Origin of the sequence: Odoribacter sp. AF15-53 (assembly GCF_003479425.1) — a bacterium.
GTDB lineage: Bacteria > Bacteroidota > Bacteroidia > Bacteroidales > Marinifilaceae > Butyricimonas.
Window position 1 is genome coordinate 39,645 of the sequence record NZ_QUHC01000005.1, and the last position, 20,596, is coordinate 60,240.

Below are 20,596 nucleotides of genomic sequence, written 5' to 3' on the forward strand. Positions count from 1 at the left end.
AAAGGAACGATTTATATGATACGTGCACTAATATTATCCTTGTGTGTGGCCTTTTGTTGTGTGGCCTGCGAGGAAACGTTGCCCGATTATGGTAGCGGTTGGAGAGGAGTTCAATTTGTTTTGGATGAAACATCTCTTAATCCCAACGTTTATAGTTATTCGTTTGTCGGGAAAGATGAGAGTTTGACGAGAGACACAGTATGGTTGACGGTACGTTCGCAGGGATTGATGCCGGAGAAAACTAGCCGGATTAAGCTGGAACAGTACGAGGGACGGGAATGGCAATTCGTTTATGGAGACGATGGTTTGGTCATCGACTCCATCTTGCGGGTGATTCCTTGTCAAGCAGAAGCGGGCGTGCATTACGTTTCGTTTGATGACGGGCAACTAGCCGGGTATCTGGCTTTGGAACCGGGAGAATTGGAAGCCCGGATCCCTGTCGTAGTGCTACGTGACGAGTCTTTGCGCGACACGACATACACGCTTTTTTTCCGTATCGTAAATTCGGAAGATTTGATGGCCGGGGATGAAGCCCATTGTAACATCGAGCTGAGAATTGCGGATTGTATCTCTAAACCGAGTGCGTGGGACGATTGGTTTTTTGCCGGGCCGTGGAGTCGTGTGAAGCATGAATTCATGATCCGGGTGACCGGGGAGGATTGGGATAACGAGTTGATCAATTCCTTGGATCGGTATGATCGGAACTATTATCTGTATGTTTTTAACCGGGAGTTAAAAGCGGAGAATGCGGAGCGGGCAGAACAGGGATTACCACCTTTGAGAGAGAATCCCGACGATCCCAATTCGGAGTTGACATTCCCCACCGTGGCTTATTGGTAAATGATAAAAAAGAAAAGATATGAAATATATATATTATTTAATGACAGTCCTGGTGGTGGGACTCTTGTTTTCAGCTTGTTATGACAAGGAAAACACCATCCGTCGCTTACCGGATCTGGTGATCGGGAATGTTGCTAGCGGTTCGGTGAAAACCGGAGAGCCGATTGAAATTACCCCCACGTGTACGATGGGAGGTGAGGAAGTGGAATGTACTTACAACTGGTATCGTTATCACGGTTCATTGGCAGAATTGATCTCCGAGGAAGCCAGTCTGGAGTGGCGGGTGGATACGATCGGTTCGGTAACCTTGCAAGTAGAAGCGACTCACGTGGAGACGGGGATACAGTCTCTTCTCTCGTTTACCTACACGATTGTTCCCCGGATAGACCGGGGCTGGTTGATCCTGAAAGAGACATCGGACGGGAACACGGATATGGATGTTTCATTGGTACAAGCGAATGGAACTGAATTTGCAACCGACGTGCTGTCGTTGGCCTTAGGTCAACCGATGCGAGGTCGGCCGGTATCGGTACTTAGCACGGATAATTATATGTGGTATAATCCGGAGACGGGAAGTGCCGAGAATTATCAAGTGTGTCTGACTCCCGTGAGCGAAAAAGAGATTCTGATGTATCGGGTCGCTGACGAGAAAGTGTTGGTGAGGAACGAGGATTTGTTTTTCGAGGTCCCGGATTTCGCCTCCGGTAGTATCGAGGCTTATATGAAGCTGTCAAATAACGCGAGCTTGATACATGACGGACGGGCTCATTTGATGCAACAAGGTACGGCGGCTTTTATGCCTGCGCTCTTGGGTAATTATCATCTTGCTCCTTACCAGGTTTGTTATGGATACAGCAACCCGATGTTGGTGTACGACGAGCTGAATTCCTCTTTCGGGTTACTCCAATCTTCGAGTAACATGTCCACGGTGATGGAGATAAAGTATTTTGATAATGCTTACAGGGACCTTGACGAGTTACGAATTTCTCCGAGCGGCATGAATGCCGATCTGATCTATATGGGACAAACGGACGGGAGTATCGATCCGGAACATTTAACAAATTACGGGACGGCCTATGCCTTGATGCAAAAAAAGGATGATCGGGATAATCTGTTATTGTACGGGTTGACTTCTTATGAGTGGTATACAGGGGCTTACAGTCCGATCCGGTTTGCCCGCACGATACCTGTGTCCCGTTGCGAGGCCTTTGCTACGGCTGATTTTTACACGATGCATCAGACGAGAAACCAAATCTATTTTATCAAGGATAACCAACTTTCTTACTATGACATAGATGACGACACGTTCGTGATGAACATTCACACGTTCGAGGGTGAGGTGACCTATTGCAAGTATATTGCGAATAACTATGATTATAATGAATCCTCTTGGAGCGGCCCGTTATATGATAGTCGTTTTGACCGGTTATTGGTGGCAACTTCCTCCGGGACAGGTTACACGATACATTCTTTTAATTGGTTTGTAAATGGTGGTTTAACCTTGGTGCCGGATTTGGAGATGAGAGGTGAAGGAAAGGTGCGTTTTATGTTGTGGTATACCTCTAATTGGAGGCTCTTCAATAATATTTATAGATATAGTTAGTCTTGTCGGAACGACTCCCTAGGGTGCGTGCGGGAGTCGTTTCCATTTAAAATTTGCAAAGATGAAAAAGATTTTATTTGCTGTTGTGGCATTTTGCATGCTGCAAGCGGGGGCTTTTGCCCAAACGAATTTTGAAGAATTAACCTTGGAGAAGGCTTTGGAAAAAGCAAAAGTCGGAAATAAACTGGTATTCGTGGACACGTATACCTCGTGGTGCATGCCTTGTAAATACATGGCGAATACCATATTCCCTCAAAAAGAGATGGGAGATTTCTTGAATTCCCGGTTCGTGTGCGTGAAGTATAACACGGAAGAGGGGGAAGGAAGCGAGATCATGAAGCGATACGGGATTTCAGCCTTCCCGACGTTCTTGATCTTGACACCCGACGGGGAAGTCCGGCACAAGATTGTTGGGGGAAGCGAGGCCACTGCGGATTTTATCAAGCGGGTGGCGGAAGGATTGGACGAGGATACGGCGCTCGGAACGCTTACCCGGAAATATGAAGCAGGAGAACGGGATGTGTTTTTCTTGGCGAAATATGCGAAGGCTCTGTTGACGATTGATGATCCGAAGGTGTTGGAGATTGCCGGGTTGTTAATCGAGAACCTGAACGATGCGCAACGGGTGGACACGACTTTTTGGTTCGTGTACGAGCATCCGGCATTGACCCCAGTAGGTTCCCCGAACATGGAGTACCTGTTGGCCAACGCCGCTCGTTTCCAGAAGAGCGTGGGGAAAGAACGGGTGAATGAGAAAATCGCGACTGCTTTTGACGTGAAATTGACAAACATGATCACGGGGCGAGATCGTCAGAGTGGGCTGGAAGTTATTGATGCGATCGAGAAAGAGATGGAGGCTTATGAATTTCCGAGTAAGGAACGTTTGAAAATGTTTGCCGGAATAGCCCGTGCTCAGCGAGGGGGTGATATTGAAAAACTATTGGCAACATGCGAGAAGGATATCCCGCGCATTGAACATGAACATTTACTGGCAGTGTTTTTCCCGTTGTCATTGACGATCAAACGCAACGGTAATGCTGACCAGCAAGCCCGGATTCTGGCTTTGGCGAAGAAACTTCTGGCGGAGACGACCAATGATAAATTCAAATTTTCACTGGGGCAATTTATACCGTACGCGTTGGAAAAATAATTATGGAGGGAAATGTTGTTATTGTATGGATTTCAGATGAAAAGATATTGTTTTAAATGGTTGAACATCGGCTTACTTGTCGTCCTTTTCGGGACGGCAAGGTGCCACGCACAAAAAGAGGTGGTTTACCGGGATTATGACCGGTTGGGTTGGGCTATTCTCGACTCGTTGAAACGACCGGGTGCGGCTTCTTTATTCAAGGGTATGAGCTCGTTGAAACGGGAAACCCGGATGTTGCAGGAAAGTTCTCCCGTGGTGGTAAAGCCTCGTCCTGCCGGGAAGCGGAAATTGAAACCCGAAGAAATAATTAGTCAGAGACGGGAGAGCGTGTTAATGGTTTTCAAGTATACGCGGGCCACGACTCGCCCGGAAGCTATTATCCCTTGGGCGACGGCCGTCGTGCTAGCGGAGGATGGGGTATGCGTGACGAATTGCCACGTGCTATGGCAACTGATCGACACTTCGGCCCGGTTGGATTTGCGGGATAGCCTCCTGTTCGTGGCCACGGAAGCGGGAAGGGTGTATTCAATTACCTCGGTACTCGGTTATGACCGGAGCGGGGATCTGGCTTTTTTCAAGATTGATCCCCGGGGCGATCGATTGATCCCGATGCCCCTCGGAAGTGATCTCCCGGCGGGAGCGAGCGTGCATCTCTTGGCCCACCCGGCAGGATATCCTTATACCTACACGCACGGCAGGATATCCCGTACGTTTACAAAAGAAGCCGGAAATCCTTTTGGCAACCGGGTGGAGATCACGGCTGATTTTGCCAAAGGTTCCAGCGGGGGCCCGATCATGGACGACCGGGGAAACATGATCGCCATGGTCTCTTGTCTTCACCCGATATTTTATGTCGATCAGCCTCCCTCCGATCGCCAGATGGGGATAAAAGAGTGTATCCCCGTGAGCTCTATCCTGCGATTGATGGGGAAAAATGGAGAATGATTTTTGAATGAATGTTTGTAATGTATGTTTATCATGAAAGCTATGAATAGAATATTATTTATCGTGTGTTGCTTGTGGGCTTGTTATTCCTGTCGGGGGAAGATGCCGGATACGGAGTTTGTTTTGCATTTGCCTGCGGATTATTCTTTTGATATTAGTTTGGAACTGGCGGATACGATCGTGGGGATGGACATGGACGACGAAAAGAAGGCTATCGCACTACTTCCTTTGGAAAAAAGTGGTTACGGTCGTCTGTGGGTAGGCGATCGACGTTTCCCCGTGTGGCTGGAAGCGGGGAAGCCATTACGGGCAACTCTGGAACTCAACGTGCTTCATTTCGAGGGAGCGGGTGCGAAGACGAACGATTATTTGAACAGGAAGTTTTATCATACACCCTGCTTCCGGGATTACGGTATGGATGATGCCGCTTTCCGGGAGAAGTTGGAAAAGATGGTACGAGAACGCGTGGCGGCATTGGATACGGCCGGATTGGATGCGGCTTTTGTCGCCCTGGAGAAAAAGCGGATCGCTCATGACCGGATTTATGAACTGGCTGCCAACATCGTTTACGGGGGTACGGGTGATAAGACGATTTCGGGCGAGACTTTCATGGAGTTGCAGGGAGGATTGACCGAGGACGAATCTTCCTGGGGAATACCGGAGTATCCCGAATCTTTCCAGAAAGTGGCTTGCGCCTTGGCCCGGATGGACGAGACTTCGGTAAGCCCTTATACCATGTTGTTGAACGTGTTGAAAATAGCAACGGGGGAATGTCACGATCCCCGCCTCGTCGAGTATATCGTCGCCCGGAGTTCCTTGGAATTTGTCAGATCGCATGGGATGGAGGGAACGGAAGAGATGGATCGGATTTTCCGTGAACGGGTGAAACGACAGGATTATCTCGAAGAATACCAGCACTATCGTGATGAAAACAATCGACTGGCGAAGGGGCAACCCGCGGTTCCTTTCACGTTTCAGGACGTGGATGGAAAAGAGGTAAGCCTGTCGGATTTAAAAGGGAAGTATGTTTATATCGACGTGTGGGCTACCTGGTGTGGCCCTTGCAAGATGGAAATTCCCTATTTAAAGAAACTTGAAGAGAAGTTACATGGACGGAACATTTATTTCGTGAGTATCTCTTGTGACGAAGGTAAAGCAGGATGGTTGAAGTTTGTTAAAGACGAGAAGCTAGGAGGAATCCAGTTGAACACGGGCGGGGATCAATCCTTTATGCAGGCGATTCTTTGTCATGGGATTCCCCGTTTCCTGTTAATAGACAAAGACGGAAACTATATCAATGCCAATATGTCCCGTCCCTCGGAACCCGAGACGTTGAAGATACTGGAATCTTTGCCGGGATTATAATTGACGAGAGCATGGCGTGATTCACCCTTTCGTGCTTCGGGTGAGTCGTGCGATTGAGAAATCCGGGTGTTCCTCGCGTGCGGGAATGTCCGGTTTTTATTTTGGTAAAGTTCCTTTTTCTTGTTATTTTTGGACGAAATCTAAGGGTATACGTATGATCACGAAAGAACAGATGGAGCTTTTTGTCGCTCAGGCACATCGTTACGGGGAGGCGAAATTGATGCTTTGCAGTAGTGGAAATTTATCCTGGCGGGTCGGGGATAAAATGCTTGTTTCCGGCACGGGATCATGGCTTCCGGTTTTGACACCCGAAAAAATATCCGTGTGTGATATCGTCTCGGGACAACCGGAGAACGGGGTGCGTCCTTCCATGGAGAGCGTTTTTCATTTGGGGGTCTTGCGGGAACGTCCGGAAGTGAACGTGGTGTTGCATTTCCAGTCGGAATATGCCACGGTCGTGGCTTGTATGAAAAATAAACCCGATAATTTTAATGTTACCCTGGAAATCCCCTATCACGTGGGCGAGGTGGCAGTGGTTCCTTATTATCGTCCCGGTTCGCCCGAGCTGGCCCAAGCGGTCATCGCGGCCCTGAAGGAACATGACGCCGTGCTATTAAGTAATCACGGGCAAGTGGTTTGTGGTAAGGATTTTGATGAGGTGTTCGAACGGGCTCTCTTTTTTGAGATGGCTTGCCGGATCATCGTCCAGAGTGGGATGAATTACACGGTGCTTGGTTCGAGAGAGGTAGAAGATTTGCGGGAACATCTTTTAGGGAGGAAATGACTTCTTCACAAGTAATTTCTGGTACGTCGTGTGTATCAAGTTAGATAACAGGAGATTGTCATAAAAATATAAGTTACTATTTTTTGATTTGTACTAGAGGAATTCCTGTGTAATTCCACCTTGAACGCTATATGAACGCTATGTATATATAGCGTTCATATAGGATTGTAATAGTTTAGTTAAAATCTTTCTTATGGAATTACACAGGAATTCCAGGGGTTATCTCGATGGGTTCTTGTTTGTCATCGGTGTGTCATCTCCCTCGCATTTGACTTTATACTCCGGGGCTGATCAGGTTGGAAAGATAGTCATGTTATTTTGGAGTGATGTTTTAATTACGAGGAGGATTTGGGGGTATGAACTTTTATTCGCATATTTGCCCTTGATAAGAACCGGAATGATGTATAATTATGGATATTGATCGGTTTATTGAGAATGTCAATAAAAAGCGAGAAGGGGCATGGCGGGAGATGTATCGGAAGTACTATCCCGCGATGTGTAATTACGCGTCAAAGATCGTGAAGGATACGGATTCTGCCGAAGATATTGTTCAGGATTGTTTTATCAAGATTTGGGATGCCGGAATCCAGTTCCCGGATGTCCCGTCGCTGGTGGGTTACCTCTACCGGATGGTATACACGAGGTCTTTGAATTCGGTTCGGGACCGGGGAATTGCCCAGGAATTATACGAGAAATGGGGAAATAACCTGTTGGAAGATCAGGAGGATGATCCGGTGATTGAATGTGCCGTGGAGGAGGACGTCGTGAATAAATTCTACGAGGCGGTGGATCGGTTGTCGGAACAACAACGGCGGGTGCTGTTCATGAGCATGGAGGGATGCAAGGTGAAGGATATCGCCGAGCAACTTGGGATTAGCGAGAATTCCGTGAAAACCCAGAAGAAACGGGCTTACGCGTTTGTGCGAGAAGAGTTAGGAGAAGGGTTGGCGATGTTAATTTTCCTTTTATTTTCGTGAGCTCGCGTGATATTCCATTTTCTTGCATAAATTTGTTGTAATAATCTGTATGTACTCATGGATGGTATTGATGATTTAATGTTTGTTCGAGTAAAGAAACGTGATAAAGAGGCATTTCGATATCTTTACGAACATTATTTTGCCAAAATGGTACTGTTTGCCGAGAGTTATTTGTACGACGAGGAGGAGGCTAGGGATCTGGTGCAGGATTTGTTTTTTTATTTGTGGGATCACGCGACGGAATTGCATGTTTCGTCTTCAATCAAGGCTTATTTGTTCACTTCGGTTCGGAATCGTTGTTTGAATGTTTTGCGGGATCGAAAAATTAGGGACGAGCATAATGATAAATTGTTCGAGGCTCAACTTTTTTCGGGTACGGAGGATGTTGCTATTGACGAGGATATTCAGCAACGATTACGGGAGGCGTTGGATTCTTTGCCCGATAAGTGCCGGGAGATTATTTTGTTGAAAGTGGTTGAAGGAAAGAAGAACAAGGAGATTGCCGAGCAATTGAATATTGCCGAGACAACCGTGAAGACCCAGGTGCAACGGGCTTACCGGATGTTGCGAGAGAGATTGATACCGATCTTTTTGTTGATCGAGTGGTTGCAGATAAGAGGGTAGGATTTTCATGTTATTGTAATTTTTTTTCGTTAAAGTCTATTTTTTTGTACTCCGTTTTTTCCATGGGTGTGTCTTACATGTGATGAATAATCAAAGATAACATGACAGACAGGATGCACATAAATTGGGATATTATCGTACGTCGGATTTTGGATCAGGCGGACGAGACCGAGCGTGAGTTGGTGGAGAGGTGGTTGACCGAAGACGAGATGAACCGGGAATATTACCGGAAGGCGAAGCGTTATTTCGACCGTTATTACACGGGCGAAGAAAGCCGGGAGGTGGATGTCGAGGATGCGTGGAGTGAATTTGTCGTTTACGCGGATAAATCTCCGAGGAAGTACCTTTGGAGACGGGTTATGAGGTATGCCGCGGTTTTGTTGTTGCCGCTGTGTTTGGGTCTCGGTTATTGGTTTTGGGGAAATGATTCACTGGATACGGCAGTGATACCTGGGGGGATACAGATTGAACCGGGAACGACAAAGGCTATACTGGTGTTTAATTCCGGTCGGCAGGTGGAGTTGACGGATTCCAGCACTTTCGAACAGGCTATGGGAAGATTCAAGTCAGAGGAAGGGAAGGTTGAGAAATCACTTAAACCAGTGGAGTATAATAAGATTATTGTACCGAGAGGAGGCGAGTATAACCTTGTTCTAGCGGATGGCACGAGCGTGGTGATAAATGCCGATTCGAAGTTAAGTATCCCGGATCGATTTGAGGGCAAAGAGCGACGGGTGCGCTTGGAGGGGGAGGCTTTGTTTCACGTGGTGAAAGATGCGGAACATCCTTTCGTGGTCGAGATGGAAGGAGGGGACGTCACGGTTTTGGGAACGGTGTTTAACGTGAGTGCTTATTCGGAAGAGGTGTGTATACAAACGACTTTGGTCGAGGGAAGTGTCGCTTTTCGGGGGAAAGGGATGAAGGAGGTTCGCGTGATCGTGCCGGGTGAGCAAGTTACGTATGATGTCCAGACGAACTCGGTAGAGGTGGAAAAGGTTGACACGGGGATTTACACTGCGTGGGCTGAGGGGAAATGGATTATCGAGGGAAAACGTTTGGAGGATATCATGAAGCAGTTGGCGCGATGGTACGATGTTTCCGTGTTTTACCAGAATCCGGAGGTTAAGGATCTCGTGTTTACGGGTGACCTGGAGAAGTATAGTAGTTGTAACGTTATCTTGGATATTATATCCATGACGACGAGTGTCGAGTTCGAGTTAAAGGATAAAATGATTATTGTGAAAATGAAATAAAAAAACCGGGAGGTGTTGGGACCACCCTCCGGTTGATGTGTTAATTAATTTAATAATCTTTACATTAACAAGACAAATGTATGAAAAAAAAACGAGATGATGGCATCCCTGTTAGGGGGACGTGTGTAAAAAAATGGTTTCTGGTTATGAAATTAATATGTGTTTTTACGTTGTTTTTGTTGTTTAAGGTTTCCGCGAACGGGCTTGCCCAGAAGAAGATTAATTTGGATCTTGAGCGAGTAAGTATGTTGGAGATCATCCAGGAGTTGCGGCAACAAACAGGTTACAAGTTTTTTTTCAATCATAATGAGTTGAAGAAAGTGAAGGATGTGTCCGTGAAGTTTGTTGATGAGGAGTTGGAACGGGTGTTGGACGTGGTTCTGGGGAATGTGAATCTGGCTTACCGGATCGAGCAAGGAGTCATTATTATTGTTCCGGGAAAGGTGAAGGACGGGAAAAAGGAGGTCCGGATTGCCGGGAGCGTGACGGACGAGAAGAAACATCCGTTGCCCGGGGTAACGGTGATCGTGAAGGGGGTGACTCTGGGGACGACGACGGATGTTAACGGACGTTTCTCGCTGACGTTACCTAAGATGGAAAACGTGTCATTGCTTTTTTCGTTTATCGGTATGGAGACACAAGAAGTGAAGTACACCGGTCAAGACACGATTCGCGTGGTTATGAGGGAATCCTCGGAGCAGCTGGAAGAGGTGATCGTGAGAACCGGGTATCAAAATATAGATAAACGTAAGTTGACGAGTGCCGTGCAAACCATCAAGATGGATGATATAAAAGTGGCGGGAATGAACACGATTGATCAGATGTTGGAAGGACGTATTCCCGGAATGATTTTCATGCAGAATTCCGGTCAGGTGGGTGCCGCGCCGAAATTGAGAATCCGGGGGACCTCGACTGTTCTGGGAAACCGAGAGCCGTTGTGGGTGTTGGACGGGGTCGTTTTGACCGATCCGGTGAACGTGGACCCCGCGCAAATCAATGACCTGGATTTCGTGAACCTGTTGGGAAATGCCATTTCGGGGTTGAATCCTAATGATATTGAGCAGATTGACGTGTTGAAGGATGCTTCAGCGACGGCTCTTTACGGCGCGAAGGCGGGTAACGGGGTAATTGTAATCACGACGAAAAAAGGAAAGGCTGGTCCTCCTAGCGTGACTTATTCCGGAACGGGTTCTTTTACGCGGCGTCCGCGTTACAGCGACCGGGCTATATATCTGATGAACTCGAAGGAAAGGGTAGATGTCTCCCGGGAGTTGGTAGAGCGGGGAGTTTATTATAGCAATGTGGATAGTTGGGTCGGATACGAGGCTGTGGTACAAGATTATTACAATGGCGCGATTGATTATAAGGAGTATAACCGGTTGGTTGCGTATTACGAGACATTGAACACGGATTGGTTCGATATCGTTTGTCAGGATGTGTTTTCACATAGCCACACGTTGAGTTTATCGGGCGGTTCTGCCAATATCCGCTATTATGCTTCTCTCGGAATGAGTGATGAAAATGGGGCAATAAAAGGGGAGAATAACAAACGCTATTCGACGACGTTGAATCTGACGGCTAATTACGAGCGTTTCACGGCACGTTTCCAACTTCAGGGAAATGTATCGAGTCGTAATTATAACCCTTCGGAATTAGGCGTCCTGGATTATGCTTATAATATGAGTCGTGCCGTTCCGGCTTTTAATCCCGATGGCTCCCGTTATTTTTATCAACGGGCGAGTAGCACGATTCCGGTGTATAATTTTAACGTGTTGAACGAAATGGATAATTCCGGGGATAAAACCAAGGGAAGCGCGATTAATATGCAGGCACATGTCGGTTATAATGTTATTGACGATTTGAAATTGGAAGGGACATTGTCTTACGCGGTAAGTAATACGAATCAGGAGATTTATTTCACGGAGGATACCTATTACGTGCACAAATTGCGTGCGGACCAGACGGAACGGAATGACTTGTGTCCCGTTGGTGGTGAATTGCGTAAGAGTGATGTACGCAGTACAAACTGGATGGCTCGGGTGCAAGCAAATTACACGAAGAACGTGGGAATCGAGGGGAAGCATAATGTGAGTGGTTCTGCCGGTTTGGAATTGAATTCTCAAAGATACGATGGTTTTAATATCACACGCCGGGGATATCATAGAGATCGGGGTAAATTGTTCTCTTCTGTTCCCCAGACTTACACGGGATATTATAATCAATTTATGGCAAGTGCGAATGCTTTGGGTGTTATCACGGAAAATTTGACGAATTCGGTAGCGTGGTACGCGATGGTCGGGTATGATTATGACAACCGCTATATGGTGAATTTACATATTCGAGGGGAGGCTTCCAATTTGTTCGGATCACGGGCGAATGATCGTATGATGCCGATTTGGGCGTTGTCAGGTCGTTGGAACATGAAGCAGGATATTTTGAAATCTGTTGATTGGGTGGATGACATGGCGTTAAGGGGGTCTTTCGGTTACCAGGGAAATATGTTGAGTAACCAGACTCCAAATATGATTATTCGGCAAGAGGCTGATTATTCTGGAAAATATGGTGAATTTCATTCGAAAGTCGCCCATTACCCGAATCCTGATTTAAGATGGGAAAAGACAGCGTCCACGAACGTGACATTGGATTTTTCGTTCTTGAAAAACAAGATTAACGGTTCGGTTTCCTGGTATTACAAGAAGACACGGGATGCATTTTTGACCAAGACGATTTCTGAAATCAATGGAACCAAACAATACGTGGTAAATAGCGGAACGCTTGTGAATAAGGGTATCGAGGTGAGTTTGAATTTCACGCCGATCAATCGTGTCGGGTTGGATGGCGGGAAGCGAGGTTTTGTTTGGCGCATCGATCCCCAGTTGGGACAGGTGTTGAACGAATTGGTTAATAACGCGATAAATAACCGGAATAACGTCTTGCGGGATGAGATCGAGTATACCGATATGTTGAGCGGTGACGTGGATATTGCCGGGGAGCCTTTGAATACATTCTATTCATACCGCTTTAAAGGGTTGAGTCCGGTAGACGGTTCTCCTATTTTTTACGGGGCGGAGGATGAATTGCAAGAAGAGTTGAGTAAGAAATATAATAATATGGAGCGTGAAGATGTCTTTTTGGAGGTAATGGAGAGATCCGGACGGCGAGAGCCTTACCTGCAAGGGGGAATCTCGAATTATCTCGGGTATCGGAATTTCGGTTTGTCGTTTAATCTGGCTTATAGTTTGGGTAATAAAATTCGTTTGCTGAAATTGTGTACCGAGTACGGGACAACCAATCCCAACCCGTCGAGTAATTTGCGGCGGGAGTTTGTGAATCGTTGGAGAAAACCGGGTGACGAGGAGCATACCAATATTCCCGGGTTGAATACGGTAGCGGGGACTCATGCTAGTCCGTGGTGGAGTAGTGGCACGAATATGACACATCGAATTGCGTCTAATATTTATGAGATGTATGACAATTCGGATATCCGGGTGGTAAGTGGAAATTACTTGCGGTTGTCGTCGCTTTCTTTCCGTTATAATGTGGATGATAGGTTCTGCAAGAAATTAGGTCTTAAATCAGCTTATATCAATTTGACGGGAACGAACCTGTTCACGATAGCCCATAAAAAGTTACGGGGACAAGATCCTACCCAGTCAGGTTCGTCGCCGAATGTAAATCTTTCGGTACGTCCGACTTACTCGTGTAATCTTAGTATCACTTTCTAAAATTTGAGCGATGAAAAAAAGAGTTTTAATTTATATATTCAGTGTGCTTGCCCTTGGCTCTTGCGGTGATTTTTTGGAGGAATATTCACAGAATCAGCGTTACGCGACCACGGCGCAGGATTTGGACGAGCTACTTCGAGGGGAATGTTTTATGCAATCGTCGAACCTTAGTTCCAATACTCAGGAAACGATGGGTTTCAGCAGCGGACTTACCATGAATTACCCGTGGTTGCACGTGATGGACGATGATGCAGAGGAGTTTGTGGATGGAGGATTGGCTTCCACGTCGACTTACCCGCGTAATGTACTCGGTTCTTTTTATCACTGGGGAGCCGATCCGTTTTTGACTTTGGAGAACGCCCAGTACAGGGATAATGATTGGGAACGGTTTTACAAGTGTATAGGAGTATTGAATTCCATCATTTATATGGCAGACGAATTTCGTTCGAAGGAAGAGGATATCGAATTGTTGAACAGGGTGGAAGGCGAAGCGCGTTTTCTTCGGGCAGGTTATTACTTCCTGTTGGTGAATATCTACGGAATGCCTTATAACAAAGCTACGGCCTCCCAAGATGCCGGTGTGCCGTTGAAAATCACGGAGCATATAGAGGATAAATATTTTAGCCGTAGCTCGGTGGAAGCGGTGTATTCACAGATTGTCACGGATCTTAAACGTGCTGTCGTTTGTTTGGAAGGTATTGTGCCTTCTTCGACTTTACGGGTTGGGGAAGTTGCCGCCAACGCACTGTTGTCGAGGGTGTATTTGTATATGGAAAAATATGAGGAATGTATTGCCGCGGCAGACGAGGCGTTGTCTGGTACTTATTCGGTGATGGATTTGAACAGTTGGACGGATGGGAAGAACGTGATTTCTTGGACATCACCCGAAACGATTTTCACGCAAGGGGGGAATGCCATCGTTTCGACATTTTTGAGTTCATCAAATGCTTGGGTTGAGCAAAATGGAAGTTGGATACAGCAGGCTCAAGCGCTTTCGTACCAGGTGTCCGAGGAGCTGTTGAGATGTTATGACAATGGGGATTTGCGCAGAACCGCTTTTTTCAAGAATTCTTTGCACGCGGCTATTCCCGATAAATATAAGACTTGGACGGATTATAATGATAATGATGAGATAGGAGCAGATTTTTTGATTCGTTTGCCGGAGGTGATTTTGAATAAGGCAGAGGCTTTGGCGATGTTGACCCGGGACGGGGATGCGAAAATCGAGTTGGAAAAGTTGCGCTCCAAACGATTTGCGGTTGCTCCATCGGTGACGGAAACGGGCGGGGCATTGATTGATTTTATTCGTGACGAACGCCGTCGGGAGCTTTGTTTCGAGGGACATCGCTGGTTTGATTTGCGACGTTATGCCGTGAACAGTATTCATCCTCTTCCGGATAATTTCAGTATCCGTCACCGGAATAATGCTTATGAGGCAAATTCACAGACTTGGTATGAAAACGGTTATTATAAGTTGAATGCCTACACGCAAGACCGGGCGGCTTGGGTGATTCCAATCCCGAACTATGCTATCGAATTTAACCGGGGAGAACTTCAGAACGAGATCCGCCCGAATAGAGAACTTCAAAGAGATTGATTATGAGAAAGAATAAATTCCTTTATGTATTGCTTTTGTCCGTGTTGTTCATGGCGTGTGACAAGGAAGATAGTTTGACGCCTTCCAACCTTGGTAAAGACTGGTTTACGATTGAAGATTCGGATGATCCGGTGGATCGGGCGATTTATCAATTTTACGTGGAGACGGGCATTCCCGTGTTCTATAATGATACGATCGGACAGGAGATTCGTATCGACAATTGGGGTAATTCTTATACACATTATGAGATTCTGCAATTCAGTTCGTCATCCTTGGGAGGAACCGAAACTCCTAATCCGTTTAGGTCTTATGAGTTGTGTCCGAAAGAGAGTGTTATTGACGGGCTTGAATTCTTGCGTGAGGAGATTGTGCCCGTTTTGCCCGAGAGTATCAAAATTCGCAGCTTTTTGTTGTTGAATTCTTTAACCCCTCATAATTTGTCAACAACGAGCAACGAGGCTTTCAAGGGGTTGAATACGGTGTTGATTTCTCGGGTTTCCGAATTACGGGATATGAGTAAGGCGGAACGGCAAAACATGAAAGGGGCCGTTCTTAATGCTGTGCTTAGCACGCCGATCGCTACTTATACCGAAGAACTGGCTGCATTTTATCAGACAACACGCGGTTATTACACGCAGGTAGATTTGTATGGGTGTAGTGGGTGGCGTTTTTATAATACTTATGGATTTTCTGATCCGAGAACTGTCGGTTTCTTGAAAGATCCGAATCCTTATGATTATAGTAATATGCCCACGGAAACTCAGGATGTCGGTATGTATATCAGTGCGATATTTACTTCTACGCCAGAAGAGTTCGAGGCATCGTACGGGGCGTTTGATGCCGTGATGACGAAGTATAGAATTATGGTGTCTGTGTTGAAGGCGATAGGGGTTTCAATATAGATTATTAGCTTATTTGTAGAATGTTACGGTAAATGGAAGAGAGTCGGGCTCTCTTCCATAGGGTAACATATGGTTTTAATTGAAAAGAGAATGTTTTGTATTGTATCATTAGAATGAACTGAAATGAAGAAAATTTTATTGTTTTATGTCGGGATTTTATGTTCTGTACTGGCTTTCGGACAGACAAATTTCCAAAAATTGACCTTAAATGAAGCGTGTGAAAAAGCGAAAGCGGAAGGGAAAATGGTTTTTGTCGACCTTTACACGTCATGGTGTGGTCCTTGTAAAGTGATGGCTGCCGATGTATTTCCGAACGTGCAGTTGGGTGAGTTTATGAACAAGCATTTCGTGTGCGTGAAGTATGACACGGGGGCGGAGGAAGATGGCAAGGCACTTGCGGAGAAGTTTAACGTTCAGGCATACCCGACTTTCTTGTTACTGAATACAAATCAGGGCTTGGAGAATCAAATTGTCGGTGGTACGCTCGATCCGTTAGTATTCAAGAAATTGGTGGCCGAGGCGATGTCAGCTTCTATTGCCAATTTGGGGAAGCAATACGCGGAGGGCAACCGGGAAGCAACCTTCCTGACAAATTATTTGCAGGAACTATTGAAAGCCCAAATGATTGCGGAGGCACAGGAAGTACGTGCGGAACTGTTCAAGGTGCTCCCGAGTGCCGAGAAATCGAACAGGGAGTATTGGTATATTTATGATAATCAAATATTGTCCCCGATCGGTTCGGAAGCGATGGATTTCCTGTTTGCCCATTTCGACTCGTTCTGCGAGAGCATGGGAGAGGAGAAAGTGTTGGAAAGAGTCTCGATGGCTTTTGAGATTAAATTGAGGGATATGATTCGTGGGCGGGAGAAGATGGATGACTTGGATAAATTGGTGAAACAGATGAAGCCGCATCATTTTAATTCGCGGTCACGTCTTGATGTTTATGTCTCTTTGGCGCAGGCATTGCGTGCTGCTTGGGCGGATAGAGAGGACGAGAAGAAAATAGAAAAAGTACTCGCGTTGTGTGAAAAAGAATTCCCTAAGATTGATGGCGAGGATTTGGTGTGGTTTTATTTTCCGGTAACTATTTTCCTCGCAAGTTCCGGGACAGAAGCGCAACACCAACGAGTGATAAAAATACACGAATATACCTACGAGCACACCGGGCATGAGCCTTTGCGAATAGGACTGGGAAATATGCTTGTAAATGCTAAAAAACAGAAATAAGATTAACGTTATAAGTGAAAGAAAAATGAATAAATTATTATTGGTGTTAGTGGGACTGTTGTGTTCCGTGGTTGTCTTTGCTCAAACAGATTTTCAGGAATTGTCTTTGAAGGAGGCCTGTAAAAAGGCGAAAGCGGAGGATAAACCTATATTTTTGGATTGTTATACATCATGGTGTGGTCCGTGTAAGATGATGGCAAATGATGTCTTCACGCTTCAAGCGGCCGGCGATTATTTCAATAAGAATTTTGTTTGTGTAAAAACGGACATGGAGAAAGGCGAAGGGCCGGCTATCGGTAAACAGTACGGGGTAGATGCGTTTCCCACGTTTTTGATTATTAATTCCGATGGCAAATTGATGCATAAAGTTGTCGGGGCAATGTCTCTCGAAGAGTTGATAGAAAATGTCGAGGGCGGTTTAAAAGCGAACAGTATTGCCGAGTATGAAACGTTGTATCAGGCGGGGAAATTGGATAAAGTAGAGCAAATGGCATACTGGAAGTTGCTTTCTATCTCCGGAGAGGTGGTGACGGCTCAAAATGTGGGCGATGATCTTTGGGGAAAACTCTCGGAAAAGGATAAATTGAATTCTACCTACTGGCCTTTGCTGCGGTCAAGAGCTACATCCCTGGAGGGCGAGGAGATGAATTTTGTTTGTGCAAATCGGCCATATTTTGAAAAAGAGGTTGGGGAAGAAGAGGTTGGCAAATTGATTTATAATTCTTTTATGGCAGAGTTGAAGCAGATGATTTTATACCAGTTACCCGCGAAGAAATATGAAAAGATTCCGACGATTCAAGATTTGCTTAAAAATAATGATGTACCCCGTAAAGAAGCTCTTTTAAAAATAACCGAATTGGCTGCAGCCCGGGGAAATTATGATAAAAAGGCTTTTCTGGATGTTCTTGATGCGAACTTGAATATTCTGGATGATTCGGAAAAAAGAATGATATTTGAAGGAGCGAAATTATTTATATCGTTTTCCAATGGCAAGGAACAAACGGGAAGATTGGGGGAGATTGCTTTGCGAGCTCAAGAATCTGTTAGAGATGGGGTGGTTAAAGATGATATAGCTAGAATAGGTTTTGTCGCGAGAAGATGTTCGGGAAGTGATGGCGTGTATTGGGAAAATCTAAAAACATTGGAGGAAGTTTTGTCGCAAGCTTGTCGAGAAGATCGGTATGTATTTTTAGATATCCATAATAATGGTAAAACTACGAAACTTATAGATGAGAAGCTTTTCTCGCAAAAAGAGGTGGGAGATTACCTGAATAAATTCTTTATAAATTACAGAATAAATATTGAAGAAGGAGAAGGACCTAAAGTTGCCAGAAGATATGGTATTAATGTTCCGAATATGATGCTTGTACTTGATAAAGAAGGAAATGTCCGACATCGGATATCTAATGCTATGGGGGGTGATTTTATTGAACGAATGAACGAAACCTTTGACGAGAATAAAGCGGTGGGAGTACTTGAAGAAAGATATACCATGGGAGATCGATCTCCTGAATTCATGATTAAATATTTAATGGTATTGAGTAAAATGTCTAGTCCTAAAGCTTCGCTTGTTGCCGTGGAACTGTTTGCTCGGCTTGATGACGAACAGAGAATTTCTCCTGAATTCTGGATGTTGTATTATCCTCAATTCTCGTCGATTAGTTCTGAAATGAAAAATTATTTATTTTCTAATATTCAGGAATTTCGTGAAAAGTTAGGTGCCGAGAAGGTGGATCAATTAGTTGCGTATCAAATTAATTCTGATCTTAACCAGGTCCTTTATAATAATAAGTCAAGGACTTCTATCGAAGATATAAATAAAACGATACAATTTATCAAACAAAATAAGTTGCAGAATTCAGGACAATTAATTTGTTTGGCAAATATTGTTAAACTATATAAGGCTAAGATTTATAGCGTCAAGGCTTATAAGAAAGCAAGTAAAGGCTTGAAAGCGGAAGAGATTCCGTTTGCGGATTTATACGCGAATGTTCTTGCGATAGAGCCGGGGAGAACGGAAGAGTGGAATGCGTGGGGAAAAGAGATTGTGGATTCTCTTACAGATCCTAAATATATACAGTGGTATAAACAATTTCTTCAATTATAGAAAAGGCTTATAAGTTCTATTACTGATGGCAATAAAAGAGCTGTTTCTAAATTGTAGTTTGTAATTAGTGACAGAAAAGTACCATTTTAGCCCTGGTGATATGGGGCAAAATGGTACTTTTTTGATTTTCCGTGTGCTTCAGTAAAAAGCAGGGAAGGTGGAAATCAATATTTGTTTATTTTTTTCGAAAATGTTTGTCACCCGTTTTTTCGGATCATGTGTTCTATTATTGAAAAGATACATGAAAAAGATGAAAAAATGGAATCAAATATTCGAGTGGTCTAAAAAGGCGAGAGCTTATTTGCAAGAGGAGGAAAGTACTTCGTTTCTTGACGAGGAGCATCCGGTGATTCGGCGGGTTGTCGAACGTCTATCCGAACCGGGGTACTTGCGGAAGAAGGGCGAGGAACAGGGGCGGTTTGACGCGGATGCAGCTTTTCGGAAGTTACATCGGAGGAATGGGCGGCGGCTGTTTATCCGGGTGGGGAGTGCGGCTGCAGTGATTGCCTTGATCGTGGGGAGCGTTGTTATATATAGAGGTAGTTTTTCAGGAGAGGAGAGCTTGCCGAAGGTATTTGGGCACGTGTCTTCGATACTTCAGCCGGGGAAAAGTAAAGCGGTTTTGCATTTGGCTGACGGGCGAATGCTTGTTTTGGATGACACTCTTCGTGGTAAGGTTGAAACGGGAGAGGCGGTTATGGAGGTTGATTCGGCGGGATTGGTTTACGAGGTGAAAGAGGATTCGTTGACAAAGGAAAAAACACGGGAGTTCCACGTGATGAGTATTCCCAGGGGAGGAGAGTTTCATTTGGTTTTAGCAGATGGGACGCAAGTGTGGTTGAATTCGGAGACGGAATTGCGTTTCCCGGTTCATTTTTCGGAAGGCGATCGGAGGGTCTATTTGAGAGGAGAAGCTTATTTTGATGTGAAGAAGGATGCGGCTCATCCTTTCGTGGTTAGTACTTCGGTGGGAGATATAAAGGTGTTGGGAACGGCATTTAATGTTTCGGCGTATGATGAGAAAGCAATTGCTGCGACGCTTGAGAAGGGAAGTATTTGTTATTTACGGGACTCGTTGGATGGAGTGCTGATAAAACCCGGAGAACAGTTGAGCTACGAGGAGGGTGCGAAAGCACCTGTTGTTCGAAAGGTAAATACTCGTTTATATACGGGATGGAAAGAGAATCTTTTCTGTTTCGAGGAGCAACGTTTGGACCAGATTATGTCGACTCTGGCCCGTTGGTATGATTTTCAGGTAAAATTCGAGTCCGAGGAACTGAAAAAATTAGAACTTTCAGGGACCTTGGATAAATATTCGGATATACAGCTTCTATTACGGCTGTTTGAATTAGGAACGAATGTGAAATTTGAAATACGAAATCAAGTAATTTATGTGCGAAAAGTAAAATAAAAGGATTCGATTCGCCAGCGACCAAACTATAGAATCAAATCCTTTGTATTTAAAGTTAATAAACCCTTTAAACTGAAACAAAGTTA

The 20,596-nt window shown here is 45.2% G+C and carries 15 protein-coding genes; all 15 read left to right on the forward strand.

Translation table 11 applies throughout. The annotated features are described in order from the left end of the window. Positions 1-15 precede the first annotated feature (15 nt). The 15 genes from DWW52_RS11815 to DWW52_RS11890 all read left to right on the forward strand — a co-directional run bounded on the left by DWW52_RS11815 (position 16) and on the right by DWW52_RS11890 (position 20,510). On the forward strand, positions 16-840 hold the full coding sequence (locus DWW52_RS11815) for a DUF4843 domain-containing protein (protein ID WP_118715727.1): 825 nt from the start codon (positions 16-18) through the stop codon (positions 838-840). A 19-nt stretch (positions 841-859) separates the two neighbouring features. Continuing rightward, positions 860-2,443 (forward strand): PKD-like family lipoprotein, encoded by a 1,584-nt coding sequence (locus tag DWW52_RS11820; RefSeq protein ID WP_118715728.1) that lies wholly within the window; start codon positions 860-862, stop codon positions 2,441-2,443. A 61-nt stretch (positions 2,444-2,504) separates the two neighbouring features. Next, positions 2,505-3,593 (forward strand): thioredoxin family protein, encoded by a 1,089-nt coding sequence (locus DWW52_RS11825; protein ID WP_118715729.1) that lies wholly within the window; start codon positions 2,505-2,507, stop codon positions 3,591-3,593. A 36-nt stretch (positions 3,594-3,629) separates the two neighbouring features. After that, on the forward strand, positions 3,630-4,538 hold the full coding sequence (locus DWW52_RS11830; protein ID WP_118715949.1) for a serine protease: 909 nt from the start codon (positions 3,630-3,632) through the stop codon (positions 4,536-4,538). A 42-nt stretch (positions 4,539-4,580) separates the two neighbouring features. Then, positions 4,581-5,903, forward strand: a complete 1,323-nt coding sequence (locus tag DWW52_RS21280; RefSeq protein WP_233556869.1) for a TlpA disulfide reductase family protein — start codon at positions 4,581-4,583, stop codon at positions 5,901-5,903. Between the two features lie 154 nt (positions 5,904-6,057). Beyond that, positions 6,058-6,687: a class II aldolase/adducin family protein gene (locus DWW52_RS11840; RefSeq protein ID WP_118715951.1), complete on the forward strand. Its 630-nt coding sequence runs from the start codon at positions 6,058-6,060 to the stop codon at positions 6,685-6,687. 410 nt (positions 6,688-7,097) lie between these two features. After that, a complete protein-coding gene (locus DWW52_RS11850; RefSeq protein ID WP_118715731.1) occupies positions 7,098-7,664 on the forward strand; it encodes an RNA polymerase sigma factor in 567 nt (188 codons plus the stop codon). Between the two features lie 57 nt (positions 7,665-7,721). Then, on the forward strand, positions 7,722-8,288 hold the full coding sequence (locus DWW52_RS11855; RefSeq protein WP_118715732.1) for an RNA polymerase sigma-70 factor: 567 nt from the start codon (positions 7,722-7,724) through the stop codon (positions 8,286-8,288). A 101-nt stretch (positions 8,289-8,389) separates the two neighbouring features. Continuing rightward, positions 8,390-9,541 carry a FecR family protein gene (locus DWW52_RS11860; protein ID WP_233556871.1) on the forward strand — a complete coding sequence of 384 codons (1,152 nt, stop codon included), beginning with the start codon at positions 8,390-8,392 and terminating at the stop codon, positions 9,539-9,541. Between the two features lie 146 nt (positions 9,542-9,687). After that, entirely contained in the window at positions 9,688-13,266 is a 3,579-nt protein-coding gene (locus DWW52_RS11865; RefSeq protein WP_370449516.1) for a SusC/RagA family TonB-linked outer membrane protein, read from the forward strand. A gap of 10 nt (positions 13,267-13,276) precedes the next feature. Further along, the gene (locus DWW52_RS11870) at positions 13,277-14,863 is read left to right on the forward strand and encodes a RagB/SusD family nutrient uptake outer membrane protein (RefSeq protein WP_118715735.1); all 1,587 of its coding nucleotides are present in this window, start codon (positions 13,277-13,279) and stop codon (positions 14,861-14,863) included. Between the two features lie 2 nt (positions 14,864-14,865). After that, entirely contained in the window at positions 14,866-15,765 is a 900-nt protein-coding gene (locus DWW52_RS11875) for a hypothetical protein (RefSeq protein ID WP_118715736.1), read from the forward strand. Between the two features lie 123 nt (positions 15,766-15,888). After that, on the forward strand, positions 15,889-16,992 hold the full coding sequence (locus DWW52_RS11880) for a thioredoxin family protein (protein WP_118715737.1): 1,104 nt from the start codon (positions 15,889-15,891) through the stop codon (positions 16,990-16,992). 25 nt (positions 16,993-17,017) lie between these two features. After that, positions 17,018-19,099 (forward strand): thioredoxin family protein, encoded by a 2,082-nt coding sequence (locus DWW52_RS11885; protein WP_158582576.1) that lies wholly within the window; start codon positions 17,018-17,020, stop codon positions 19,097-19,099. A 241-nt stretch (positions 19,100-19,340) separates the two neighbouring features. Beyond that, a complete protein-coding gene (locus DWW52_RS11890; protein WP_158582577.1) occupies positions 19,341-20,510 on the forward strand; it encodes a FecR family protein in 1,170 nt (389 codons plus the stop codon). Positions 20,511-20,596: the final 86 nt, after the last annotated feature.

Excerpts from the sequence above, each read along its gene's own strand:
- DWW52_RS11875 (WP_118715736.1), top strand. The coding sequence starts at position 14,866 with ATGAGAAAGAATAAATTCCTTTATGTATTGCTTTTGTCCGTGTTGTTC.
- DWW52_RS21280 (WP_233556869.1), top strand. The coding sequence starts at position 4,581 with ATGAATAGAATATTATTTATCGTGTGTTGCTTGTGGGCTTGTTATTCC.
- DWW52_RS11865 (WP_370449516.1), top strand. The coding sequence starts at position 9,688 with ATGAAATTAATATGTGTTTTTACGTTGTTTTTGTTGTTTAAGGTTTCC.
- DWW52_RS11825 (WP_118715729.1), top strand. The coding sequence starts at position 2,505 with ATGAAAAAGATTTTATTTGCTGTTGTGGCATTTTGCATGCTGCAAGCG.
- DWW52_RS11860 (WP_233556871.1), top strand. The coding sequence starts at position 8,390 with ATGACAGACAGGATGCACATAAATTGGGATATTATCGTACGTCGGATT.
- DWW52_RS11885 (WP_158582576.1), top strand. The coding sequence starts at position 17,018 with ATGAATAAATTATTATTGGTGTTAGTGGGACTGTTGTGTTCCGTGGTT.
- DWW52_RS11890 (WP_158582577.1), top strand. The coding sequence starts at position 19,341 with ATGAAAAAGATGAAAAAATGGAATCAAATATTCGAGTGGTCTAAAAAG.
- DWW52_RS11880 (WP_118715737.1), top strand. The coding sequence starts at position 15,889 with ATGAAGAAAATTTTATTGTTTTATGTCGGGATTTTATGTTCTGTACTG.
- DWW52_RS11870 (WP_118715735.1), top strand. The coding sequence starts at position 13,277 with ATGAAAAAAAGAGTTTTAATTTATATATTCAGTGTGCTTGCCCTTGGC.
- DWW52_RS11850 (WP_118715731.1), top strand. The coding sequence starts at position 7,098 with ATGGATATTGATCGGTTTATTGAGAATGTCAATAAAAAGCGAGAAGGG.
- DWW52_RS11840 (WP_118715951.1), top strand. The coding sequence starts at position 6,058 with ATGATCACGAAAGAACAGATGGAGCTTTTTGTCGCTCAGGCACATCGT.
- DWW52_RS11820 (WP_118715728.1), top strand. The coding sequence starts at position 860 with ATGAAATATATATATTATTTAATGACAGTCCTGGTGGTGGGACTCTTG.
- DWW52_RS11855 (WP_118715732.1), top strand. The coding sequence starts at position 7,722 with ATGGATGGTATTGATGATTTAATGTTTGTTCGAGTAAAGAAACGTGAT.
- DWW52_RS11815 (WP_118715727.1), top strand. The coding sequence starts at position 16 with ATGATACGTGCACTAATATTATCCTTGTGTGTGGCCTTTTGTTGTGTG.
- DWW52_RS11830 (WP_118715949.1), top strand. The coding sequence starts at position 3,630 with ATGAAAAGATATTGTTTTAAATGGTTGAACATCGGCTTACTTGTCGTC.